General features: G+C 63.0%; 13 protein-coding genes and 1 pseudogene. 8 read left to right on the forward strand and 6 right to left on the reverse strand.

Annotated elements, in window-relative coordinates; all coding sequences use genetic code 11:
* Positions 1–3 precede the first annotated feature (3 nt).
* From QFZ33_RS10885 to QFZ33_RS10900, 4 genes are all read right to left on the reverse strand, one after another.
* Entirely contained in the window at positions 4–2,445 is a 2,442-nt protein-coding gene (locus QFZ33_RS10885; protein ID WP_307027338.1) for a glycoside hydrolase family 3 C-terminal domain-containing protein, read from the reverse strand.
* Between the two features lie 49 nt (positions 2,446–2,494).
* Positions 2,495–3,787, reverse strand: a complete 1,293-nt coding sequence (locus QFZ33_RS10890; RefSeq protein WP_307027339.1) for an MFS transporter — start codon at positions 3,785–3,787, stop codon at positions 2,495–2,497.
* 806 nt (positions 3,788–4,593) lie between these two features.
* Positions 4,594–5,340 (reverse strand): IclR family transcriptional regulator, encoded by a 747-nt coding sequence (locus QFZ33_RS10895; RefSeq protein WP_307027341.1) that lies wholly within the window; start codon positions 5,338–5,340, stop codon positions 4,594–4,596.
* Complete coding sequence (locus QFZ33_RS10900) at positions 5,337–6,806, reverse strand: APC family permease (protein WP_307027343.1); 1,470 nt, start codon at positions 6,804–6,806, stop codon at positions 5,337–5,339. Before QFZ33_RS10900 ends, QFZ33_RS10895 begins: the two co-directional genes overlap by 4 nt.
* Positions 6,807–7,241: 435 nt before the next feature.
* Here QFZ33_RS10900 and exaC point away from each other — a divergent pair, with 435 nt between their 5' ends.
* The 5 genes from exaC (at position 7,242) to QFZ33_RS10925 (ending at position 13,806) form a co-directional block, all read left to right on the forward strand.
* On the forward strand, positions 7,242–8,765 hold the full coding sequence (gene exaC, locus QFZ33_RS10905; RefSeq protein WP_307027345.1) for an acetaldehyde dehydrogenase ExaC: 1,524 nt from the start codon (positions 7,242–7,244) through the stop codon (positions 8,763–8,765).
* Positions 8,766–8,898: 133 nt separating this feature from the next.
* Positions 8,899–9,327, forward strand: a complete 429-nt coding sequence (locus QFZ33_RS10910; protein WP_307027347.1) for a DUF779 domain-containing protein — start codon at positions 8,899–8,901, stop codon at positions 9,325–9,327.
* A 188-nt stretch (positions 9,328–9,515) separates the two neighbouring features.
* Positions 9,516–10,298 (forward strand): enoyl-CoA hydratase/isomerase family protein, encoded by a 783-nt coding sequence (locus QFZ33_RS10915; RefSeq protein ID WP_307027349.1) that lies wholly within the window; start codon positions 9,516–9,518, stop codon positions 10,296–10,298.
* The gene (locus tag QFZ33_RS10920) at positions 10,295–11,752 is read left to right on the forward strand and encodes an APC family permease (protein WP_307027351.1); all 1,458 of its coding nucleotides are present in this window, start codon (positions 10,295–10,297) and stop codon (positions 11,750–11,752) included. The genes QFZ33_RS10915 and QFZ33_RS10920 overlap by 4 nt, the downstream gene beginning before the upstream one ends.
* A gap of 59 nt (positions 11,753–11,811) precedes the next feature.
* Positions 11,812–13,806 carry a primary-amine oxidase gene (locus QFZ33_RS10925; RefSeq protein WP_307027354.1) on the forward strand — a complete coding sequence of 665 codons (1,995 nt, stop codon included), beginning with the start codon at positions 11,812–11,814 and terminating at the stop codon, positions 13,804–13,806.
* Here the strand turns inward: QFZ33_RS10925 and QFZ33_RS10930 are convergent.
* A complete protein-coding gene (locus QFZ33_RS10930; RefSeq protein WP_307027355.1) occupies positions 13,803–14,396 on the reverse strand; it encodes a hypothetical protein in 594 nt (197 codons plus the stop codon). The two genes, QFZ33_RS10925 and QFZ33_RS10930, sit on opposite strands and share 4 nt — an antisense overlap.
* A gap of 296 nt (positions 14,397–14,692) precedes the next feature.
* Here QFZ33_RS10930 and QFZ33_RS10935 point away from each other — a divergent pair, with 296 nt between their 5' ends.
* The 3 genes from QFZ33_RS10935 (at position 14,693) to QFZ33_RS10945 (ending at position 19,744) form a co-directional block, all read left to right on the forward strand.
* Positions 14,693–16,297: an AMP-binding protein gene (locus QFZ33_RS10935; RefSeq protein ID WP_307027357.1), complete on the forward strand. Its 1,605-nt coding sequence runs from the start codon at positions 14,693–14,695 to the stop codon at positions 16,295–16,297.
* Positions 16,298–16,426: 129 nt separating this feature from the next.
* Positions 16,427–18,493 carry a 3-hydroxyacyl-CoA dehydrogenase NAD-binding domain-containing protein gene (locus tag QFZ33_RS10940; protein WP_307027359.1) on the forward strand — a complete coding sequence of 689 codons (2,067 nt, stop codon included), beginning with the start codon at positions 16,427–16,429 and terminating at the stop codon, positions 18,491–18,493.
* Between the two features lie 63 nt (positions 18,494–18,556).
* Complete coding sequence (locus QFZ33_RS10945) at positions 18,557–19,744, forward strand: acetyl-CoA C-acetyltransferase (RefSeq protein ID WP_307027360.1); 1,188 nt, start codon at positions 18,557–18,559, stop codon at positions 19,742–19,744.
* A gap of 367 nt (positions 19,745–20,111) precedes the next feature.
* On the opposite strand, the pseudogene QFZ33_RS10950 reads toward QFZ33_RS10945, so the two are convergent.
* Positions 20,112–20,676, reverse strand: a pseudogene (locus QFZ33_RS10950) (recombinase family protein).
* Positions 20,677–20,767 lie beyond the last annotated feature (91 nt).

The following is a 20,767-nucleotide window of genomic DNA, read 5'->3' on the forward strand; positions in this document are numbered from 1 at the left end:
TCGCTAGGCCTCCTGCCTGACGTCGAGTTGGTGCTTGATCCGGATGTCGCCCAAGCCGCGGGCGATGGCGAGGGTGCCGCCGTTTAGCGGGAGCCATGCCTGGCCTGCTGGGTCCCAGACGCGCTGGGTGCGGGGGTCGCACTTGATGCGAACATTACCGTTCTCGCCGGGGCCGAGGGAAACCTGGGCCCATCCGATCAGCCGTGCCGGCTCGTCCGGGCCTTCCGGGATGAGGTAAGCCTGCACGGTCTCCTTCCCCTGGCGGGATCCGGTGTTACTCAGCGCGACGGTGACTTCGGTGACGGCAGGGCCGTCCTCGCCGGTGATTGCGGCCGTGGTGTAGCCCCAGGTCGTGTAGCCGAGGCCGTGTCCGAACCAGAACATCGGCTCGGTTCCGGCGGCGTGCCATCCCCGGTAGCCGACGCGGGTCCCCTCGGCATAGACAAGCTGGCCCTCGGTTGGCGTTGTGGACCAGGCGGGTCCGTCGCCGTCGCGGGCGGGAAAGGTGGTGACCAGGCGGCCTGCCGGTTCGATATCCCCGGTGAGGGCGGCCGCGACGGCGTCACCGGCCTCTTGGCCGGGGAGCCCGGCGAAGAGGACGGCGTCGACGTCGTCGAGCCAGGGCATCAGGACCGGCGTTGCGGCGTTGACCACGACGACGGTGCGCGGGGCGACGGCGGCCACGGCGGCCACGAGGGCGTCCTGCTCTCCGGGCAGGGCGAGGGTCTTTTTGTCCTGGCCCTCTGTTTCCTGCTCCTGGGTGTTGCCTACGATGACGATCGCGGTGTCTGCATGGGCGGCGGCTTCCACGGCCTCCCTTATCGCCGCGGCGGCCGCCCTGGGAGCGGCGGTGAGGACGAGCCCGATGATACGCATCTCAAAGTGCGGGCCCGTGGTGGCGGTGATCCGTGTCCCTGGTTCGAGGGCGACGACGGAGGCGTGGCTCTTGGGGCGATGAAGACCACCGCCGGGGCCCTGATGGGGGGTGACGGTGAACGACTCGTGGTGGCCTGAAGCGCTCAGGCTCCAGTCTCCCGGGCCGATGACTCCGACGCGCATCCTCGTAGGGGCGGGGAGCGCGACGTCGGCGGAGAGCTCGATCCGGGCGGCGCCGGCAAGCCACCCGTCTTCGGCGACCTCGAGTTCGGCCAGATCAAAGTGGCGGGATTCGATGACGTGACCGCGCTCGTCCAACGCGCGGACCCGCATACCTGGTGTGCCTGTCTCCGGGTCGCGGACGAGGGAGGGCGGTGCCGCCATGAGCCTAGTGCGTGTCTCGACGCCGTCGACGACCGTTACGCTGTCACTTCCGAGGGCGGCTGTGAGGCCGTCGCCGATGCTGACCACGTGCGGGGGGCGGACACGGGCGGAACCGCCGCCCTGGGCGACGGTGTCGGTGGCGTGCCGGCCGATTATAGCGACCGTTCCAGTCTCAGGGGCGAGGGGGAGGACGCCACTGTCGTTTTTGAGCACCGTCATGCCCTCGGCTGAGATCCGGCGCAGCTGCTCGCGGCGCAACTCGCCATCCGGGCGGGGGACCGCGGTGGGCCAGCTGCGGGACCCGGCGAAGGCGCCGACGCGTGCGGCGAGCCGCAGGAGGCGGCGGACGTGGTCATCGATGGTCTCCTCGCTCACGGCGCCGGCGCGGACGGCTTTCTCGAGCGAGGTGCTCCAGACCGTCTCTGGGCCGGGCATGACCAGGTCAAGGCCGGCGTTGGCGCTCTCGGCGGCCCGCTTGGTAGCGAACCAGTCGGATATGACCAGCCCGTCGAAGCCCCACTCGCCCTTGAGGATCAGGTTGATGAGCCCGTCGTGCTCGGTGGCGCTGGTGCCGTTGACGCTGTTGTAGGAGGCCATGACGGTCCACGGGTGGGCATCGTGATCTACGATCTCGAACGGCAGCAAGTACAGCTCACGCAGGGCCCGCTCGTCCACAATGCAGTCGACCGTCGTTCGCTGGGTCTCGGATTCGTTGGCAAGGAAGTGCTTGGGAGATGCGCCGATGCCCCTGCGCTGGAGAGATTTCACGTACGCGGCTGCAAGAATGCCCGTGAGGTAGGGGTCCTCACTGAAGCACTCGAAGAGCCTTCCGCCGAGCGGGGTGCGGTGAAGGTTGATGGTCGGGCCCAGGACAACATGGCTCTTCTGGTCCATCGCCTCCTCCGCAAGGATCCCCCCGACTTCGGCGAGGACTTCGGGGTCCCAGGTTTGAGCCAGGAGGGTCGCGTTCGGGAGCAGGCAGCTCTCACGGCCGCCCACGACCTCCTCGCCGCGGACCCCGGTGGGCCCGTCGGACATCACGATTTCCTCGAGGCCGATGGCAGCATCAGCGTGGAGGCTGAACATCCTCGCCCCCGAGAGGAGGCGGATCTTCGCCGCGAGGTCGAGGGAGCGGATGGCGTTCTCGACGGCGTCCTCCGTGAGGGTCTGAGTCGTGGCGTTCACGCTGACCTCCTTGGTCTTCGTTGTGGATTGCCTGGTCGTAGACACCTGTTCAGCGCACCTTCTTCACGGGGAGGATCGCAAGGGCTCCGAGCAGGGCGATGCCGGCGGCCACAGCGAGCATGAGGTCATAGCCGCCCCCGCCGGCAGCCAGCAGGGCGGCCGACAGGCCCGGGGCCAGGGCCTGGGGCGCCGCAACGGCGATGTTGAACACGCCGAGGTCCTTGGCTGTGTCGTCCGGGTTGGGCAGGACGTCCACGACAAGGGCGAGGTCAACGGCGACGTAGATGCCGAAACCCATGCCGATAACGGCCTCGGCCCAGTAGAACCCTGAGGTAGAGCTTGCTGTGCTGAGCATCCACGTGCCGATGCCGAAGACTACGGCCGAAGCCCAGATGAAGACCTTCCGTCGGGCCAGCCGGTCGGACAGCCAGCCCGCGACCTGACCGGCGGCCATGAGCGTCAGAGTGTAGATGAGCACACCGGTCGCCAGCGTGCTGGCCGCCTCGGCCCTGGGCAGGTGTAGGTCCTGCTGCAGATAAAGGAGCCGGAAGGTGACGAACATGAACATCGCGAGTACCACAAGAAAGCGGGAGACCCAGGCGAAGGCGAAGTCAGGGTGCCGGCGTGGGTTGACCCAGAACGTCTTCAACGCCGTGCGCAGCCCACCCTCCGACTTGGGCCGGCGGGCCATGGGCTTGTCCGGCAGCACGAACGCGAAGATGAGCACCAGCGCTAGCGAAACCGTTCCGGGGACCAGGAAGAGCAGGAGCATGTTCGCCCCGAGGAACGCGGCGGAGTAGGCCGCCCCGAGGCTGGCGGCCTGCTGGGCGATGCCGATCATGCCGCTGACCTTGCCGCGCTGCCAAGTGGGAATCTGGTCCGCCAGGGTTGCGGTGTGAGCCGCGACGGCGGCATTGCCGAGGGCTTGGGCAAGGAACCAGCCGAGGCCCAAGACGACTGCGTTAGGCGCGGCTGCGATGAGCGTGAGGCTGGCCAGCAGGCCCACCGCCCCGAAGACCAGCCACGGCCGGCGGCGGCCGAAACGCCCGACAGTCCGGTCGCTGAGACGGCCGAAGACCGGGTCGAACAGCAGAGCGGCAAACGCGCCCATCGAGACGACAGCCCCGAGCGTCCCGGCCACTTCCGGCTGGGGAACAAGGGTCTGAACCTTGAGCGTCATGCCCGCCACGATCGGGGTGAAGAGGGCCAGCATCAGACCGAGCCGGGCGGCCACCATGGTGGCAATGACACGGACGGGGGCCTTCTCGACGGGGATAGGTGCGGGCGAGCTGGACAGCGACGTCGTCGCTCCGTGTCCGGCGCCGGGATCAGACACAACCATGGGTCTCATCACTTTCTTCGTGCGGTGGGGGAGTCGAACTTCAAGAGTTCAACGTGACGAGAACCACTCTAGCACCTGCAGACCGAGTACTCGGTCTGTTTATCTAACCGTTATCTGGAGTTCTTTGACAGCCGAATTCGCCGAAGCCGGGCGAAGTTGGCTTTCGTGGGGACAGAAGCTGGATCTTCGCCCCGTCGCTGGCCCAATTCCAGGTAGCCAGGGTCGAAACTGGAAAGACTGCGTACGGCTTGAGGTAAACAAGATCACTTTCCCTAGGCCCCTCAGCGTGCACTTTTAGGATTCGTCGAGAAGAACTTCGATGACAAGGGCTTCAGCCTTTGGGAGATGCGCGGCGGGGCGCAGTACTTCACCCGCTCCCCGGTGATGATGTGGGGCCGCCTTCCAACCGCGGGCTTACCGGCGACGGCTCTTACTGCGGTATCGAACGTAGGGCGGCGGCGACGCCCTGGAACCGGGTGAAAATCCCTTCCCGCGTGCTCTTTCTGGTTCGTGGAGCAGTAGGCGCGTACAGCTCAAAAGGTGGGGCAAAGCTGCTTATGGACAAACTCGTGCGGGCTTTCCAATGAGCCCGGCCTGCTTAGCGAAGAGTAGGCAACGGACGAAAGGCGGACGGCGGGCAACAATCCCCAAGCATTCTCACACCTGCCCCCTGGTGACGGTCCCCAACGCTATGCAGGGGGTCGACCATTCGGCCTGACTGTCGCCTCGCTGCCGCATAAGGGCAGGTTTCGGAGGAGCCAGGATCGAGAGAGGGAGCAGCTCAAATGCCAGCATTCCTGAGGTCGTCAGAATAGGAGAGGAGCCAGCCGCGCGGCTGCCTGCTGCGCCGATGTTAGGTGTGCCCTGATCGCGTCCAGTCGTTCCGATGTACCGCCAAGGCATAATGCGCCTCCTGGTGGTGAACCTGGTGTGGCTATGGGAACTGCAAGACAGCAACGGCCTTCCTCCAGTTCATCGAGCTGTATTGCGTAGTCCCTCTTGTTGATTTGCTCGAGATCGCTTTGCAGAGATTTGACGTCCGTGATCGTTTTGGGTGTCAATTTTTTGAGTAAATTCTCAGGAAGAGCAGCCGTGGGATTTTCCCGTGTAGAGAGAAACAGTTTGCCTGCCGCGGACGCGTGGAGATATCGCATCATTTCAGCTTCAGAGCGCGGCGGATGATCAGGATCAGAATCGGCAATTTTTATGGATGACATTTGAAACGTAACAAGGTGCACGGCAAATCGGGTCTGGCCGCGAAACTCTTCTAGGAGATTGCGCGCTGCGGTTGGAATTGATGGCAGAGCACCTGCTGATATGAACCCGGTGACTGCATGACCTAAAGTGAAGCCGCGCAAGTCCGGCGTACGTACCAGGAATTCGTCGCCAACGAGCGCATTGAGCAGCCGATAAGCGGTTGTTGGTGGCATCGATAACGTATCTGTAATATCTTTCGCGGTTGTACCCGGACCCAGGCGAGCGATTGTTTCCAGAATCCGAAATGAGTTTACTGTTGCACTTAATTTCAGGTTCTCCGGTTTGCCGAGATTCACGGTATCCGCCCGGAGTCAGCCGAGGAGTGAATGTCGGATTCTCTTGGTTCATCGTATATTCCCACCCCATCCAGGCGAGCGGGGGAGCGCCATCGGAGCAGTTGGGCATGGAGGACGCTGAGGGTGAGAATGAAGCCATAGACGCCGGCCTGGATGTTGCCTTCCTGAGCAGAGACCGAGACGGCATTCCAGACCACGAACGCTACGGCGCCAACCGTTAACCCTCCCAGAGCCCAGGAAAACCAGGTTCCTTCCCCGATCCGCCTGAGGAAAAAGGGCAAGGACGCGCTTGCCAGAACATAGGCACCGAGATAGCCGTAAGCGCCCAAGGTGAAGAGGTTGGTGAGCCCCTTTTCGGGTGATACGCCGAACACGACCATGGTGATGGGAACGGCGGTAATAACGGGCATGGCCGTCAAAATCGCTGCCCACGGCGTTCTGAAGGTTGGATGAGTGCGCCCGATTATTGCTGGTGCAATGCCCTCCCTTCCCATGCAGAAAAGAGTTCTGGCCAAGGCGTTGACTGAGGCAACGGTACAGGCAAAAAAGGAGCCGGCTATTCCGGCATCCAGCATGACCGCCATTAGGGCCGAAGTCTTGAAGTAGAACATGTCGGATAGCGGCGTCGGGCTTGAGGCAATAAAACCCGGGGCATCCTTCAGTGCGATGTCCTGCCCCGTTACCGCAAGAAGGTAGAGCGCCCCGGTGACTATCGGAGTCCAACGGATCGTGCGCGGGATGTTGATAAAGGGCCGCTGCGCCTCTCCCCCCAGGGTCGTTGAGCTTTCGAAACCGACAAAAGCGCTGACCGCCACAACCACCCCGAGGGAGAGTGAATCGAAATTTCCGTTCACTGAAATAAGTGAACCAAGGTCCACATGAGGTCGGGCCAGTACGAAATACGCCGTAAGTAAAGACGCCAGCAGCAGGATCGAAACGCACTCCACCAGGAGGGTCACCTTTGCAGATATATGGATGCCGCGGACCATGAAGAAACCCGCCAGGGCAGCGGCAGCAAGAATGATCAGGGTTACGACCAGTGTTCTATCGCCGGCGGAACCCCACAAACTCTCGAAGATATTGGCCCCGTATGTCCCGACGGCCAGCAGGCTCGCCATCGCGATCAGACCATAACCGAAGATCACCGACCACCCTGCAGTGATAGCCGCGCTGGAGCCGAGCCCCTTAGCTGTATAGCTGTACAGGCCACTGACCGCGGCCATCCTCTGCGCCATCGGACGCAGACAGGACGAGACCAGCAGCATCACTGCCATAGCGATCAGGAAGGACAGGACGAGGTTGGTGCCCGTGGTGCCGAACACCAGAGCAGGAACAACGGACATACCGCCGGCTGGAGCAACCGCGGCCACGGCCTGCGCGAAGACGGGTATAAACGGCAGGTTCCGGCGACTGAGCCCGGCGACGGGCGATTGGGGGGATATCACGCGGTTGCGACGAACGGACACGGCTTCTGACTCTCAATGCAAAGGGCTGTCCATCCCGTCACTGCGGCGGTAAGGCATAGGCCCAGGATTCATTGACCATAACACTTTGCTGTGTTGGTGCCACAGGAAGGCGCCAAATTTCCGGCATGTTTCGGCAATGTTTCGGGCATGTTAACTGCCTTGGGAGAATTTGCAGGAAATTTCCCATTTGAATTTTCGAAAAACATCTCGTTTTAGGACTTGCACGCGGGTATCTTGGTTTGTGGCCGACATCGGGAGACGCAAGTCACATCCCCAGCGATGAGGCTGCCGAACCACCCGAATATGCGTTTATTCCGGAAGACCTCTCGGGAAGTATTTAGTCCTGTTCCTCATAACAACGGAATACATTTGTCTGCCGAATAACCGCGCAAGTTCCTCGAGGATGAGGAATTCAAGAAACACAGGAGAACAACGATGACTGTTTACGCACAGCCCGGTACCGAGGGCTCGAAGGTCGCCTTCAAGGACCGCTATGAGAACTGGATCGGCGGCGAGTGGGTGGCCCCGGTGAAGGGCCAGTACTTCGAAAACATCACCCCCGTCACCGGCAAGGCCTTCTGCGAGGTAGCCAGGAGCACGGCCGAGGACATCGATCTGGCCCTGGATGCAGCGCATAAAGCCGCGCCTGCCTGGGGTAAAGCATCGGCGGCCGAGCGCGCTGCGGTACTGAACAAGGTGGCCGACCGGATTGAGCAGAACCTGGAGCTGCTGGCCGTGGCCGAGACCTGGGACAACGGCAAGCCGGTGCGCGAGTCGCTCGCGGCGGACATCCCGCTGGTAGCAGACCACTTCCGCTACTTCGCCTCAGCCATTCGTGCACAGGAAGGCCGGCTCTCCCAGCTCGACGACGACACCACCGCCTACCACTACCATGAGCCCCTCGGGGTAGTGGGACTAATCGTCCCGTGGAACTTCCCGATACTGATGGCCGTCTGGAAACTCGCCCCGGCTCTCGCCGCCGGCAACGCCGTCGTCCTCAAGCCGGCCGAGCAGACCCCGGCATCGATCCTGGTGCTGATGGAGCTGCTGGCCGACATCCTGCCCACGGGCGTGGTCAACGTCGTCAACGGCTTCGGGGTGGAGGCCGGCAAGCCGCTGGCGTCCAGCCCGCGGATCCGCAAGATCGCGTTCACGGGCGAGACCACCACGGGCCGTCTGATCAGCCAGTACGCCAGTCAGAACCTGATCCCGGTCACCCTCGAACTCGGCGGCAAGAGCCCCAACCTTTTCTTCAACGACGTCGCCGACTCCAACGACGCCTTCTATGACAAGGCCCAGGAGGGCTTCACCCTCTTCGCCTTAAACCAGGGCGAGGTGTGCACCGCCCCGTCCCGCGCGCTGGTACAGGAAGACATCTACGACTCCTTTATGGCCGACGCCGTAGCCCGGGTAGAAAAGATCATTCAGGGCAACCCGCTGGACACCGAAACCCAGCTCGGAGCCCAGGCCTCCAATGACCAGCTCGAAAAAATCCTCTCCTACATCGACATCGGAAAGCAGGAGGGCGCCAAGGTCCTCACCGGCGGCGCCCGCGCCCAGCTCCCCGGCGACCTGGCCGGCGGCTACTACATGCAGCCCACGGTCTTTGAAGGCCACAACAAGATGCGGATCTTCCAGGAGGAAATCTTCGGACCTGTGGTGTCGGTGACAAAGTTCAGCGACTACAACGACGCCGTGGAGATCGCCAACGACACCCTGTACGGCCTCGGCGCCGGTGTCTGGTCCCGCAACGGCAACGTGGCATACCGGGCCGGCCGCGAGATCCAGGCCGGGCGGGTCTGGGTCAACAACTACCACGCCTACCCGGCCGGCGCCGCGTTCGGCGGTTACAAGTCCTCCGGCATCGGCCGTGAAAACCACGCCATGATGCTGGACCACTACCAGCAGACCAAGAACCTGCTGGTCAGCTACAACGAAAACAAGCTCGGCTTCTTCTAAGCCCACCCGGGTGGTGGGGCAGGGCTGGCTGTTATTTGCCCGTCCTGTCGCACCAACCTCTACGCCCTTTCGTAACGTCGATCGCCCCAACGTTGCGGGGACGTGCCTGACGGCCCTACTTGAGGAGTTCCTCGTGACAAAAACTCGCCTTGACTCTGCGGTGACACTTCCTGGAGAGGATTTCTCCAGGGTTGCGCTGACATCGGATGCAGTGGAGTTACTGAGAAAACTTTGGGCGAGGCATGGAGCGTTGATGTTCCACCAGTCCGGTGGCTGCTGCGATGGATCGGCCCCCATGTGCTATCCCGCAGGTGAATTTCAGACTGGAGCGGCCGACGTCCTGCTGGGACGATTCGACATTGCCTCCAAAGCCGAGAGCGAAGGCGCTGACACTGAGCACCAGCCAGTGGATTTTTGGATGTCCAGAGAGCAGTTTGGTTACTGGAGCCATACCCACCTGACGGTGGACGTGGTGCAGGGCAGAGGGAGCGGGTTTTCACTGGAGTCACCCGACGGAGTGCGCTTCCTCATCCGCTCAACCCTCATGAACTGGTCCGCCTAGACAGCGCTGACAGAAAGCCGGCTGGACAGACAGCTGCGCTCTGCAACCCACGGACCATCAATTCCAGAAATTTAGCAAGGTGAATGACATGACCCTCACCAGTGAAGCCAGACCTTCATCGAATGCTGCCGAATATTCCGATTCGTCAGCGTCTAAACGTCGTGAACCGTCCAAGGAAGCAAAGCCCGATGACATTTGAAAACCTCCAGTTCCGGTGCGCCGGCGGAGTTGCCTGGATCATGCTGGACCGACCCGCTGCTGCCAACTCACTGAGCATCGCCCTCGCCGAGGAGTTCTGCGCGGCAGTAGACCTCGCAAACAACAACCGTGACGTTCATGTGGTCGTACTCCAGGGTGCCGGTAAGTTCTTCTGCGCCGGTGGCGACGTGGCGGCCATGGCCGAGGCTGAGGACCCGGCCGAATTCCTTCGCATTCTGGCCGGAAAGATGAGCGAAGGGCTGCTCGCCTTGACCCGGTCCCGGCTCGTGACGATTGCAGCCGTGCATGGGGCAGCCGCGGGGGCAGGGCTCGCCCTGGTCCTGAACTCTGACCTGGTCCTGGCCTCCTCGAACGCGTCCTTCCAAAGTGCCTATGCCAAGGTGGGACTGACGCCTGACTGCGGCGTCTCGTACCTGCTGCCCCAAGTAGTAGGTCCGCGCCGGGCGGCCGAGATCTGCCTGTCGGGCCGCGTGGTTACGGCACCCGAGGCACTCCAGTGGGGGCTGGTCAATGAGGTGGTGGACGAATCCGCACTTCAGCTCCGGGCCGAAGACCTGGCCCTCCGGCTCGCGGGGTCTGCCGCTCAGACGCTGGGGCCGACCAAACGCCTGCTCACCCGGGCCGCTGTCGCCGCTTACGGAAAACATCTGGACGATGAAGTGGCGACCATTTCAACCATTGTCTCCCACGAAAACACCAGGAACCGCATCATTTCCTTTGCGGGCCGCAGCAAAGCCGGAGGACGTTCATGAATATCTCATCCAGCCCTATAGCAAGTGCGACGGAAGCCGGGCCGCAGGGAAAACTCGCCGGGTCTCTGGGCACCGGCTCCATCGTTTTTATGGTTGTTGCGGCCGCTGCGCCTTTGACGGTTATTGGCGGCGTTACCCCGTTGGGTTTCCTGTTGGGTAATGGAGCCGGGTTCCCCAGCCTGTATCTGGTCTCCGCGGTGATCCTGGTTCTGTTCTCCGTCGGCCTTTCGGCTATGACGCGTCAGGTCCCCCGCCCAGGCGCGTTCTATACCTACGTTGATTACGGGCTGGGCAGGGCGCCGGGCATGGCCGCGGCATATCTTGCCTTACTGACCTACACGTCGATTCAGGCTGCGGTGTATGGCTATATCGGTGAGCTGTTGCGGTTGACGCTTACAGGGATGGGCGTCCCTGATATGCCGTGGTGGCTCTACAGCCTGGGCATGGTTGGACTCGTTGCAGTTCTTGGCTACCGCCACATAGACCTCAGCGCCAAAGTGCTGGGTGTGTTGCTGGTCGCCGAAATCACGATCGTGTTGGTCCTCGTTGGTGCCGTCGCCCTTACCGGCGGGCCAGAGGGTCTGTCACTCACACCGTTTGAGCCCTCCAGAGCCCTGTCCGGCGCGCCGGGTATCGGGCTGATGCTGGCCATGGCCGCGTTCATCGGTTTCGAATCGACGGTGGTCTTCCGCGACGAAGCCAAAAACCCGAACCGCACCATCCCGAAAGCCACCTATATCGCCGTAATCGGCATCGGGTCGCTTTACGCATTGGTGGCCTGGGGTCTGGTCATGGCGTGGGGGCCTGGAGGGGTTGTGAACGCTGCCGCCGCGGACCCTGCGGGAATGCTGATCACCACCACTCTGAACTATCTGGGACCACTAGGAGCGGGCATAATCAATGTTCTGATGCTGACCAGCCTGTTCGCTGCGGCACTGTCCTTCCACAATGTCCTTACCCGCTACAAGCACGCCATGGCCGGCAACGGCGTATTGCACCGGTCGCTGGCCACGGTCCACAACCGGCACCGCGCACCCTCCGCCTCCTCCCTGGCACAGTCAGGTGTTGCAGCAACCGTAGTGCTCCTGTTTGCGGTATCAGGGCTGGATCCCATCCTGCAGGTCTTCACCTGGATGGCCGGCGTTTCAACGCTGGCGATCTCGGTGCTGATGGCCTTCACATCAGCAGCTGTCATCGTGTACTTCCGCAGAAACTCCTCGGACCGCCGAATGTGGCACACCCTGGTTGCCCCCCTCTTAGGCCTGGTGGGGTTGGGAATCACCGCCACATTGGTTGCCCTGAATTTCCCGCTGCTCGTCGGAGAGCTCGACGCGACAGGAACGCCTGTGTTCGGACCCACAAGCATCACCCTGGTGTCCCTGACCGTCGTTGCTCTGATCGCTGGGCTCGTCCAGTCAGGCCTCAAGCGTAGGCAGAAGGACGCACTCGCCTGACCGTCTACATCGACGCAATTTCCTCCCTCAGTATCACTACACCAGAAAGAAGGACTTCCATGACCCTCCCCGTTGTTGAAAGCTCCGCTCACCACCCCGGTCATCTTGCCCAGTCTCCGATATCACCGCTGTCGGATCTGACAGCGGACGAGTTCGCCAAGATTCGGGAGATCATTTCGGCCGAACCTGCCTTCACACTCACCACCCGTTTTGCCTATGTCGGACTGGAGGAACCCCACAAGCGGGAAGTCCTTGCCTACAATGACGGTGCCGGACCCCGACCGGAGCGCCGGGCCCGGGTGATGCTGCTGGACATGGCCACGGGTGCTTCCACGGACAACATCGTCTCCCTGGACCAGGCCCGTGTGTTGACCTCCGCGGCCATCGACCCGGCCGAGGGCCAAACCCCAATCCTGCTGGAGGAGTTCGATGCCATAGACGGGATCTGCGCCGACGACCCGCGCTGGGTGCAGTCCCTCGCTGCACGGGGGACGGAGCCTGAGAAGGTCGTTTGCATTCCGTTGTCCGCCGGCTCCTACGGCTTCGAGGAGGAAGCAGGGCGCCGCATCGTGCGAGTGCTGGCCTTCCGCCAGGACTATCCCGAAGACCATCCCTGGGCACACCCGCTGGAAGGGCTGTGTGCTTATGTTGACACGATCGCCCGCAAAATCACCCGCCTCATCGATACCGGGGCTGTGCCGGTTCCGCCCGAGTCCGGCAACTTTGATGACCCCGCCGTGCAGGGCGAACCGCTGAGCACGCTCAAGCCGATAGAAATCACCCAGCCAGAAGGCCCCAGCTTCACTGTTGAAGGGCGGTCGGTCACCTGGGCTAACTGGAAATTCGACATCGGCTTCGATGCCCGCGAAGGCCTGATCCTGCGCAATCTGTCCTTCACTGACCAGGGTGAGGAACGGCCGGTCATGTATCGGGGCTCGATCGCGGAAATGGTGGTGCCGTACGGGGACCCTTCCCCCATCCGGTTCTGGCAAAACTACTTTGACCTCGGCGAGTATCTCTTCGGCCGCTTCACCAACTCGCTGGAACTGGGCTGCGACTGCGTAGGCGAAATCAAGTACTTCGACGCCGTCCTGGCAGACGAACTAGGAACGCCGTTCACCATCAAAAACGGCGTCTGCATGCACGAGGAGGACTTCGGAACCCTCTGGAAGCATACCGATATGTTCACCAACTCCAGCGAGGTCCGGCGCTCCCGCCGCCTGGTCATCAGCAGCTTCACCACCGTAGGCAACTACGACTACGGGTTCTACTGGTACCTCTACCTCGACGGAACCATCGAGCTCGAAGCCAAACTCACCGGCATCCTCTTCACCTCCGGCTACACGGAGGCCGGTGCCCCCTACACTTCGGAGGTTGCCCCGGGACTGGGAGCCCCCTATCACCAGCATCTCTTCAGCGCCCGCCTGGACATGATGGTCGACGGCGTCACCAACGCCGTCGACGAAGTCGACGCCGTGCGGTTGCCCTTCAGCGACACCAACGACCGGGGGGAGGCCTTCACGAAGTCGGTCACGCGCCTGGCCACCGAACAAACAGCGGCCCGTGAAGCCAAGGGATCAGTAGGCCGCGCCTGGCATATCGTGAACACTGAGAAGACAAACCGGCTGGGTCAGCCCACCGGCTACGTCCTGTACCCCGGAGACCAGCCCACCCTGATGGCAGACCCGGCATCCTCGCTCGCAGCCCGTGCCGCATTCGCCACCAAACATCTGTGGGTTACCCAGTACGACCCGGCCGAGCGTTACGCTGCCGGAGACTTCGTCCACCAGAGCACCGGCGGCGGCGGTCTGCCGGCCTTCACCGCTGAGGACAAGTCTGTGGACGGCGAAGACATCGTGCTGTGGCACACCTTCGGGCCCACCCACTTCCCGCGCCCGGAGGACTGGCCGGTCATGCCTACCGACTATGCCAAATTCACCCTCAAACCCTATGGCTTTTTTGGTAAGAACCCGGCATTGAACGTCCCGCCGAACCAGGCCGCAGGGCACTGCACCAGCCCCTCCGCCGGTGACGCCCACGGGTGCCATAGCTAACCATGGTTGAAGCCCTGCACCTGGGGACCGTCGGTTTGGCCGCGGTCGGCGCATCTTGCGCCGTCGCGGCCAAAGGCCGGGGGAAAGTCCTCGATGTCGCCAATTCGTTCGTCATGCTCATAGCGATGATTGAGGCAGTCGCGGGATTCAACCTCCTTCCGGCCGTCGGATGGTCTCTTGCCATGCTTACTGTGGCGATGGCCTCGGGTGTGCAACACCGTCTCATGCGAAACGTCAGTGCCAGCCCTGAATGCGGTGATGAGATGACCGTCCACCGAAACATCGGCAACATATTGATGGCCGCGCTGCTTATCTGCATGGGTGCCGTCCACAATCACATACCGGAAACGGGACACAGCATGCACGGCTCCACAAACCCGCTGGGAATCCTTCTTGGAGCGGGGGCGGCCGCTTTTGCCGGCATCAGCGTTTGGAAAGCGTGCAGTCTCCAAGCCAGGCGCCTGCCTGATCGGGTCGAGACGGCGGCCATGGGACTTTCCGTCCTTATCATGGCCCTCATAGCTTTCTAGCACCCGCAGTTGCAGTTCCAGCAACGGACAAGACCTTTTTCCTGCACCTTTCTCAGTCACAATCTGTACTCCTAAACAAGGGGAGTTATCACTAATGGACACACCTTTGGAGATTCGTCCACGCTCATCGCTGTCCGCCCGGATAAGCCCTAAGGCTGGGCAAGACACGATGAAGGCGCCACCGACTTGTACAGCGAGGCGAATTGGTAAACATCGGGCTCCGATAACAACCAGCACCCCTGCATCGGCCCGGACTAATGTCCAGACCCAGACAGGGACAGAGCTATCCGGCGCAAGGGCATGGAGCACGTGGTCTTCATGCCGGCCAACATTTACTACCCGTAGGAGAGTTTGAAATGCCCGCACCCATCTACGCCGCCGAGGCTGTTCTTGGCCGCTACTCCGCTTCGGACGCCTGTGCCGCGGAGCTGCTCTGCGACGCACATGACCCCGATGCCATTGCCTTTTCCGTCATTGAAGCCGACCTGTCCAGTGAGGATGTCACCTACGGCCAGCTCCGCGAACGTTCGGAACGGGGAGCTGCCGTCTTGGCGGAGCTGGGCGTTGGGCCGGGTGACGCGGTGGCAACTCTAATGGGCAAATCCGTCGACCTCGTCGTCATGCTCCTGGCGATCTGGCGGCGTGGGGCAGTCCATGTTCCGCTGTTCACGGCCTTTGCGTGGCCGGCGATTGAGCTGCGGCTCATCGCATCGGACGCCAAGGTCATCATTACTGACGCAGACCAGCGCGAAAAAATCAAAAACACACCAGCCACGATTCTGGTCGTGGGAGAGCAGGCAGCGCCGCCGGACCTTGCCCTGGCTCCGCTGCTGGACGCCCAGCAAGCCGGTATCCCGGCCGAAGCCGTGGGAGGCGAGGGCACCATGGTGATGCTCTTTACGTCCGGGACCACGGGCACGCCCAAAGGCGTGCCCGTCCCGGTCCGGGCGGTGGCGGGCTTCCGCCAATACATCGAACTCGGCCTGGATGTACGCGAAGACGACGTGTTCTGGAACGCCTCGGACCCGGGCTGGGCCTACGGCCTGTATTTCGGGATCCTCGGCCCCCTCGCCGCGGGCCGGCGCACCCTGCTGCTGCACGCACCGTTCTCCCCCGAGCTGAGCTTTGCTGTGCTCGAACGGTTCAAGGTCACCAACTTCACTGCCGCCCCCACCGTTTACCGGACAATGCGTTCCAAATCCGGGACAATGCCAAAGAACCTGAAGCTGCGCAGGGCATCCTCATGTGGTGAGCCGCTGACACCTGAGGTGATTTCCTGGGCCGAAGAGACCCTCGGCGTGGCCGTCAGGGACCATTACGGGCAAACCGAGCACGGCATGATAATCGTCAACGCCTGGCACGATGACATTCGCAAGGACCTGCGCCCGGGCTCGATGGGGCATCCACTGCCGGGCTGGACCTGCGCTGTACTCAAAGACGGATCGGACGAATTAGCCGCTGTCGATGAGATGGGCCGGGTTGCCGTAAGCGTCCCCGAAAGCCCAATGCTGTGGTTCACGGGATACCAGGACGCCCCAGAAAAAACAGCCGAGCACTTCAGCCAGGACGGGCGCTGGTACCTCACCGGCGACGCCGGAAAAACCGACGCCGACGGCTACTACTACTTCTCATCCCGGGATGACGACCTCATCATCATGGCCGGATACCGCATTGGGCCGTTCGACGTTGAAAGCGTCCTGTCCACCCACCCGGCAGTCCTCGAAAGCGCTGTCATCGGAGCCCCGGACGAACTTCGGGGAGAAGTCCTCGAAGCCTATATCGTCCTCAAAGAAGGCGTCACAGGCAATGAACACCTCGTCTCCGAACTTCAGAACCTCGTCAAAACCCAGTACGCGAAGCACGCCTTTCCACGGCGGATCCATTTCGTTGAGGAGATGCCTAAAACACCGTCAGGGAAAATCCAGCGACACATCCTCCGGAAACAGCGCGCCGCCCAATAGGAAACAGCCGACAAATCGATGTCCCCCGACGCACCCACACATGAGCACCACCACACGCAATGGAAGGATCACAGCAGCATGGGAGACAACACTCATCGGACAGGAAGCCGGGATCAGGACCCTACGTCCGTGGAGTCTCTGACGGATGTCCGAACTGAATATATTGATCACGCCGGTTACCGCTTCGCCATCCTGACGCTGGCAACCGCTCACCACCGTCCAGTAACCATGGGCCCGGCATCCTTGGCCAACTTCGAGGCAGCGTTACGGGCCTTGGACCTGGCCGGAGTGGACGCCGTGGCCGTGACCGGCACCGGCCCTGTTTTCTGCGCCGGCGCGGACCTGAAGAAAATAACGGAGGCAGCCACGTCCGACCAAGCCGAGGACGTCGCACGCCGGGGGCTTGAGGCTTTCGCCATGCTGGAGGCGCTTCCCGTGCCCACCTTCGCTTTCATCAACGGGACCGCGCTGGGCGGTGGACTGGAACTGGCCCTGCATGCGGGCCACCGCACCGCTGCGGACTCAGTCCGGGCCCTGGGCTTTCCCGAGGTGCGGCTGGGCCTGATCCCGGGCTGGGGCGGCATTCCGCGCACCGTAGCTTTGGTTGGCCCCGCCCTGACGGCACGCCTTGTGATTACGGATTCGCTCGCGGGGAAGAACCTCTCCGCACGGGCCGCCGCTGACCTTGGCCTGGTTGATGCTGTGCTTCCAGAGGACGGGTTCCTGGCCGCCTCACTGGATTTCGCGGCCGGCATCCTCGCTGGCGGGGCCACGGCCGTGGTTCCGTCCCCGCTGCGGTCCCATACCGCCGGCGATTCGAAGTCCGAAGCCCTTTCCGCTGAGGTGCTTGCGGCGCTGGAGGACATCCGGACCCAGCTTGATACGCGGCTACACGGTGCGGCGCCGGCACCCTACCGCGCACTGAAACTCATCGCAGACGCTGCCACGGACCCCTCCGGGCAGGTTGCCGACCCGACGACGGAAATCCGGTCCTTCGGTGAGCTGTTGCTCTCCGACGAAGCCCGAGCCAGCATCTATGCCTTCCACGTGACGCAGTCACTGGCGAAGAACCCCGCGGGCCGTCCCACCGCCGAACCTCTGCCGGTGCGCGCCGTCGGCGTCGTCGGGGCAGGGCTGATGGCCAGCCAGCTCGCCCTCGTCTTCGCGCGGCAGCTGCGTGTACCGGTGCGGATCACGGACCTGTCGCAGGACCGCGTTGATGCGGCCTTGAGCTGGGTTGCCGGCCAGCTGGACAAGCTCGTGGACCGCGGGTGGCTGGATGCTGCCGACGCCGCCGCCATCCGCGCACTGGTGACAGGCGGCACTGACAAGGCCGCCTTCGCCGACTGCGACGTGGTCATCGAGGCGGTCTTCGAGGAGCTGGATGTTAAGCGCGCAGTCTTCGCCGAACTGGAACCGCTGCTGCGCCCGGACGCCCTGTTGCTGACCAACACTTCCTCGCTGTCGATCGAGGCCATGGGTGCGGTCCTGACCCGGCCCGAGCGGCTGATCGGCTTCCACTTCTTCAACCCCGTGGCCGTGCTGCCGCTGGTGGAAATCATTTCCACCCCGCAAACGGACCAAGCAACCCTCGCGACGGCGTTTGAGCTGGCCCGGCGTTTACGCAAGACGCCCGTGCTCGCCAGGGACACGGCAGGTTTCGTGGTCAACCGTGTACTGACCCGGCTGATGAGCGAGGTCCTCTCCTTGCTTGATGACGGTGCCGATCCGGACACCGTGGACCATGCCCTCGACCCGTTGGGCCTGCCCATGACGCCACTGCAGCTGCTGCAGTTCATCGGCCCGGCCGTTCAATTGCACATCTGCGACACCATGCACCAGGCCTATCCGCAGCGCTTCGCCTTGAGTACCAGCCTGAAGAGGCTCGTGGCCGCGGGACTGCCCGGTTACCTTGACCACGACGGCCGCATCTCACCTGACGCGGCCTCCCTGCTCCCGGCCCCCATGGCTGCAGGAGCCGGAACCGTCCGTGCCCGGCTCCTCGCCGCGCTGGCCGACGAAGTCACCACCGTGCTCGAGGAAAAGGTGGTGGCCGGGCCGGAGCAGATCGACCTGTGCATGATCCTCGGCGCCAACTACCCGTTCCATACGGGGGGCCTGACCCCGCTGTTGGACAGGGAAACCGGCACCGCGTTCCATCCGGAATTGCGCGTACCCCTTGCCTCCGCCCGCTAGCGAGCGACCATGGCGGTCCACAGCTACCGGGACATTTCGCCCGTTACCCGTTCAAGGAGAAAAATGAATCGCAGTGAAGATGTAGTAATTGTGGGTGCCGCCCGCACGCCGCAGGGCAAGCTGATGGGCCAACTGGCTCCGGTGTCCGCCGTCGAGCTCGGTGGTGCGGCTATCGCGGGAGCCCTGAATCATGGCAAGATCCGGCCTGATTCCGTCGAAGCGGTCATCATGGGACAGGTGCTTCAGGCGGGGGCCGGACAGAATCCTGCCCGGCAGGCCGCCGTCCTCGGGGGCATCCCGTTGGGCGCCCACGCAGCGACTGTGAACAAGGTGTGTCTGTCCGGGCTGAGCGCCATCATCGAGGCGAGCCGGCTGCTTCGGCTGGGAGAGGCCGCGGTGGTGGTCGCGGGTGGACAGGAATCCATGAGCAACGCCCCGCATCTGCTGGCGGGTTCCCGCGGCGGGCACCTCTACGGCGACGCTGTGCTGATGGATTCCGCCGCCCACGACGGTCTAACTGATGCCTTCGACCATGAGGCGATGGGCCTTGCCACAGACCGTGCCAACGAGGCCCTTGGCATCCATCGTACCGATCAGGACACAGCCGCCGCCGACTCCCACCGGCGTGCGGCAGCGGCCCAGGCCGCGGGGCTCTTCGACGCGGAGATCGTACCGGTCAAAGTGCCGCAGCGCCGCGGGGACGTCGAACTCGCAAGAACCGACGAGGGTGTGCGTCCCGATAGCACGGCGGAGTCCCTCGTCAGGCTCGGGCCGGCGTTCTCCCCGACCGGCACGGTCACCGCCGGCAACGCTTCGCCGCTGACCGACGGCGCTGCCGCCGTTGTCCTGACCACCCGCGGCTACGCGGAGACCCACAGCCTCAGAATCCTTGCGACTGTGGGTGCTCCGGGACAGACCGCAGGACCGGACACCTCGCTGCCAGACAAACCAGCCCGCGCCATCACCAAAGCACTCGACAAGGCGGGGTGGACGGTAGAGGACCTGGACTTCGTGGAGATCAACGAGGCCTTCGCCACAGTTGCCCTGCACTCGGCGGCCCAGCTGGGTCTCACCATGGACAAAGTCAACATCAACGGCGGAGCCATCGCCCTCGGCCATCCCATCGGCGCCTCCGGTGCCCGGGTCCTCGTCACTGCCGTACACGAACTCCTGCGTCGCGGAACCGGCAAAGCAGTCGTCGCCCTGTGCGGCGGGGGCGGTCAGGGGGAAGCGCTGCTGCTATCCCGTTGAGAACTCGTCCAACGATCCCCCGAGGGCGCTCACCCTAAAGGAGTTTCAGCGTTTATCGCCGGCGGTACCCCTTCGATATGTTTGCCGCCCCAACCTGTAGCTACAACAGGTAATTCGGTGTCACCGGCGCTTTGGGTAATCGGGGTAGCCATAACGGGCCGCTCCCGGTTCATCAAGGGTAATTACATGGGCACTTTCAAAGCTGTCGTCGAGCCCTTCAACGAACTCACACGTTCCCGCCTTCGTGCATTGACCACGCGCGCCAGTAGCCCTGCTCACGAGTGCTTTTGGAACGCCGATACTGGAGGTTCCATCAAGCTGGCTTGGCTGTTGTTTGCGCTAGCGGCTGGCTCGACAGGGGAGGGTGTCAGGCCAGTTTGGCCTGGCGCAGGTACTGATACACCGTTTCCTGGCTGATGCCGGAGTCTCTGGCGAGGACGGATTTGGGGATGCCATTGGCGGCCCGCTGGACCGGCTCGGCCGCCCGTTCCGGCGTGAGGGTCTTTTTCCGCCCTTTGTAGACGCCGCGCTGCTGGGCCAGGGCGATGCCTTCCCTCTACCGCTCCCTAATCAGGGAGCGTTCGATTCGGCGAAGGCCCCCATGACGGAGAGCATCAGGTTGGCCATGGGGGAGTCCTCCCCGGTGAAGACCAGACTCTCTTTGACGAACTCTACGCGCACGCCCTTATGGGTCAGGGTCTAGACCAGTGAACGCAGGTCATCCAGGTTGGGGGCGAGCCTGTGCATGCTGTGCACGACGACTGTGTCCCCGCTACGGGCGAACGGCAGCAGCTCAGTAAGCTCCGGTCTGGACGTGTCCCTGCCCGAGGCTTTGTCCGTGAAGACCCTGTCCAGACCAGGCCTTCGAGTTGGCGTTTCTCGTTCTGGTCCAGCGTGCTCACGCGCACGTACCCGATCCGCTGTCCAGCCACCAGAGCCTCCAAACCTCAACCTGTCAGATTGAGTTCTATGACCTTTATCGCCTGAAGCGATCGTCACACCCTTGGTACTGGACAAGGACTG

It is taken from the genome of Arthrobacter globiformis (assembly GCF_030815865.1).
GTDB classification, from domain to species: Bacteria; Actinomycetota; Actinomycetes; order Actinomycetales; family Micrococcaceae; genus Arthrobacter; species Arthrobacter globiformis_B.

Bases quoted from the DNA above. Each gene is read 5' to 3' on its own strand.
- QFZ33_RS10890 (WP_307027339.1), bottom strand. From the start codon at position 3,787: ATGGTTGTGTCTGATCCCGGCGCCGGACACGGAGCGACGACGTCGCTG.
- exaC (WP_307027345.1), top strand. From the start codon at position 7,242: ATGACTGTTTACGCACAGCCCGGTACCGAGGGCTCGAAGGTCGCCTTC.
- QFZ33_RS10915 (WP_307027349.1), top strand. From the start codon at position 9,516: ATGACATTTGAAAACCTCCAGTTCCGGTGCGCCGGCGGAGTTGCCTGG.
- QFZ33_RS10920 (WP_307027351.1), top strand. From the start codon at position 10,295: ATGAATATCTCATCCAGCCCTATAGCAAGTGCGACGGAAGCCGGGCCG.
- QFZ33_RS10925 (WP_307027354.1), top strand. From the start codon at position 11,812: ATGACCCTCCCCGTTGTTGAAAGCTCCGCTCACCACCCCGGTCATCTT.
- QFZ33_RS10935 (WP_307027357.1), top strand. From the start codon at position 14,693: ATGCCCGCACCCATCTACGCCGCCGAGGCTGTTCTTGGCCGCTACTCC.
- QFZ33_RS10945 (WP_307027360.1), top strand. From the start codon at position 18,557: ATGAATCGCAGTGAAGATGTAGTAATTGTGGGTGCCGCCCGCACGCCG.